The following is a 3,156-nucleotide window of genomic DNA, read 5'->3' on the forward strand; positions in this document are numbered from 1 at the left end:
CTTACTCCTTGTTCCTTCCGGAAAGATCAGATAATTACGGCCATTTTTTACTTCTCTGGTCACATTGATAATGACCTGCATGGACTGTCTGATATCCTCTCTGTCGATCAAAAAGGCTTTCATACAGGCAAATACCTGCTTTAAAAACGGAACTTCCCCTACTTCTTTTTTTGCAACCACAGAAAAGGGAACCGGACACGGCGCCATGATTGCAAGAACATCATACATGCCCTGATGATTGGGATAAAAAATAAACCCGCTTTCCTCAGGAATATTCTCCACGCCATGGGCATCAATGGTAATATTTCCGCCTTTATTCGCACGTCTGTCAATCATTTTAAGAAGGGCATACCGTTCCCCTTCTGTATAATTGTCCACATGAGACGCATACCAGCACAGCTTAAACCATGCCATTGGAATAAACGGCAGATTGCGCAGCACCATCATTATAATTCTTTTCATTTCAAAAGCTTTCCTCCACTACAGAAATATTAATTCAGTTTTGTAGCCAGTTTTTCCTCATATCCCGGATTCTTTTTTGAAAAAGTATCATATGCTGTCACATATTCCTTATAAGGATCTGTTTCCATAAATGACGCATATCTGGCAGCCGCTTCTTTTTTCATATCGTCTGTAATATCAGAAGGTGTAAGAATGCTGTACTTTCCCTTTTCATTCTTCTGAGTCATATAAGTACTGATGCAGGGATAGGACTGTCCATCCTCCAGAATCAGACTGTATGTGATATATACATAAGCATTCTTGCCATTTTTGTAAATTGTATCACAGGCATTTATTTCTACTTTTTTTGGCTTGTGTACTTCAAAGTATTTAATTGTGGCAGAGATTTCTTTTTCAAGATTTTTATCTGCTTTTTTTACTCCATAGCATTTTTTAATCTTCCGTTCATCTCCGTCCACATAGGATTTGACCAGAGTTTTTACCACCTTCTCAGGCGTCTTATTGCTGACCCCGCAGCTTTTTACCGCAAAAACAAGAACGATCACCAGGACCGCCAGCACTGCGGCCCCTGCAATCATTTTTATATTGATATTCGTTTTCTTTCTTCTGGAAGAAGCTGAGGATTTCCTGTTTCTGGAGTTTTTGCCTGCAGGTCTGCGTTTTTTGTTGTTAGAAGACTTTACCTGTTGTACCATAACTGCTCTTTACCTCTTTATTCCTCTGTACCTGTCTCCTGGTTTTCTGTTTCAACTGCTTCTGACTGTCCGCCGTCTGCTTTATCCAGAACTTTTTCTTCTTCCTTTTCTCTGACTTTGGCAAAGCTTGCCACTGTCACACCGTCAGAAAGATTAATCAGTTTTACTCCTGATGTGATTCTTCCAAGAATAGAAATATCAGAACACTGCAGACGGATAATAATACCTTCTGTTGTGATCATCATAATCTCATTTTCTTCATTAACAGCTTTTGCTCCGATCACATTTCCTGTTTTTTCGGTGATCTTATAGCATTTTACACCCTTACCGCCTCTGTTCTGGCAGGTGAATTCACTGATGGAGGTACGTTTGCCCATACCGTTCTCAGATACAACCAGCAGATAATATCCCTGAGAATTCAGCTGCATACCAACAACCTCATCGCCATCCATAAGATTGATTCCTCTTACACCCATGGAAACACGGCCTGTTGTTCTCACATCTGTTTCTTTAAAGCGAATGCACTGACCATCCTTGGTAACAAGGATAATATCTTTTTTATTGTTTGTTACCTTTACTTCAATCAGCTCGTCATCATCACGCAGTGAAATTGCCGCAAGGCCAATTTTACGTACATTTGCATAATCCCGGATCGGAGTTTTCTTCACCAGTCCCTTACGGGTAGCCATCATCAGATACTGATCCTCTTCAAACTTGTTGATAGGAATAACCGCAGTAATCCGCTCTCCCGGCATAAGCTGAAGGAGATTGATGATCGCCGTGCCCCTGGCAGTTCTGCTGGCCTCCGGAATTTCATAAGCCTTCAGACGGTAAACACGTCCTGTATTGGTAAAAAACATCACATAATGATGAGTGGTTGTCATCATCAGTTCTTCAATATAGTCATCATCAAGAGTCTGCATGCCCTTAATTCCCTTGCCGCCTCTGTTCTGGCTGCGGAAATTATCCACTGTCATACGCTTGATATAACCCAGTTTTGTCATAGTGATCACAGTATTTTCCCGGGGAATCATGTCCTCCATGGAAATATCAAAGGCATCAAAACCAATAGAGGTTCTTCTGTCATCACCATATTTATCGGAAATCTCCAGCATTTCCTCACGGATCACGCGAAGAAGAAGATTTCTGTCTTCAAGAATTGCCTTTAATTTGCGGATTTTTTCCATTAATTCTGCGTATTCTGTTTCCAGTTTCTCTCTTTCCAGACCGGTAAGCGCACGAAGACGCATATCAACAATGGCCTGAGCCTGTACGTCTGTCAGCTCAAAACGGTCCATCAGCTCCTGTCTGGCAATCTGAACGCTTCTGGAACCACGAATGATACGGATCACTTCATCAATATTATCAAGGGCTTTCAGAAGTCCCTCTAAAATATGAGCTCTTTCCTGCGCCTTATTCAGATCGTACTGAGTTCTTCTTGTTACAACATCCTCCTGATGAGCCAGATAGTATTTCAGCATATCGTGGAGATTGAGAACCTTTGGCTCAAGACTTCCATTGGTTGAAACAAGGCAGAGCATGATCACTCCAAAGGTATCCTGAAGCTGTGTATGCTTATACAGCTGATTCAGAACTACATTTGCATTGGCATCTTTGCGCAGATCTATACAGATACGCATTCCTTCACGGCTGGAATGATCGTTCAGGTCTGTAATTCCGTCGATTTTTTTGTCACGGACAAGCTCTGCGATCTTTTCTATCAGGCGGGCCTTATTTACCAGATACGGAAGCTCTGTAACAATAATGCGGGACTTTCCGTTAGGAAGAGTTTCAATATTTGTCACTGCGCGGACACGGATTTTGCCGCGGCCTGTACGATAAGCCTCCTCAATTCCTCTTGTTCCGAGAATCGTTGCTCCTGTAGGAAAATCCGGTCCTTTTACAATTTCAAGAATCTCCTCAATACTTGTATCGCGCTGCTCCTCAATGATATTATCAATGATCTTTACCACAGCCTGAATAACCTCCCTGAGATTAT

3 protein-coding genes are annotated in these 3,156 nt (G+C 41.9%); all 3 read right to left on the bottom strand.

The window, feature by feature from the left end; all coding sequences use genetic code 11:
- Nucleotides 1–462: lysophospholipid acyltransferase family protein (locus QVP40_RS04505; RefSeq protein WP_288200325.1), on the bottom strand; the 462-nt coding region annotated here is incomplete at its 3' end.
- A gap of 29 nt (nt 463–491) precedes the next feature.
- Nucleotides 492–1,157 carry a hypothetical protein gene (locus QVP40_RS04510; protein WP_022067298.1) on the bottom strand — a complete coding sequence of 222 codons (666 nt, stop codon included), beginning with the start codon at nt 1,155–1,157 and terminating at the stop codon, nt 492–494.
- A 17-nt stretch (nt 1,158–1,174) separates the two neighbouring features.
- Nucleotides 1,175–3,156, bottom strand: a 1,982-nt coding sequence (locus tag QVP40_RS04515) for a DNA gyrase subunit A (protein ID WP_288200326.1), incomplete at its 5' end; no start/stop codon positions are given.

The organism is Blautia sp. CAG:257 (assembly GCF_000433815.1).
Classification (GTDB): Bacteria; Bacillota; Clostridia; order Lachnospirales; family Lachnospiraceae; genus Blautia_A; species Blautia_A caecimuris.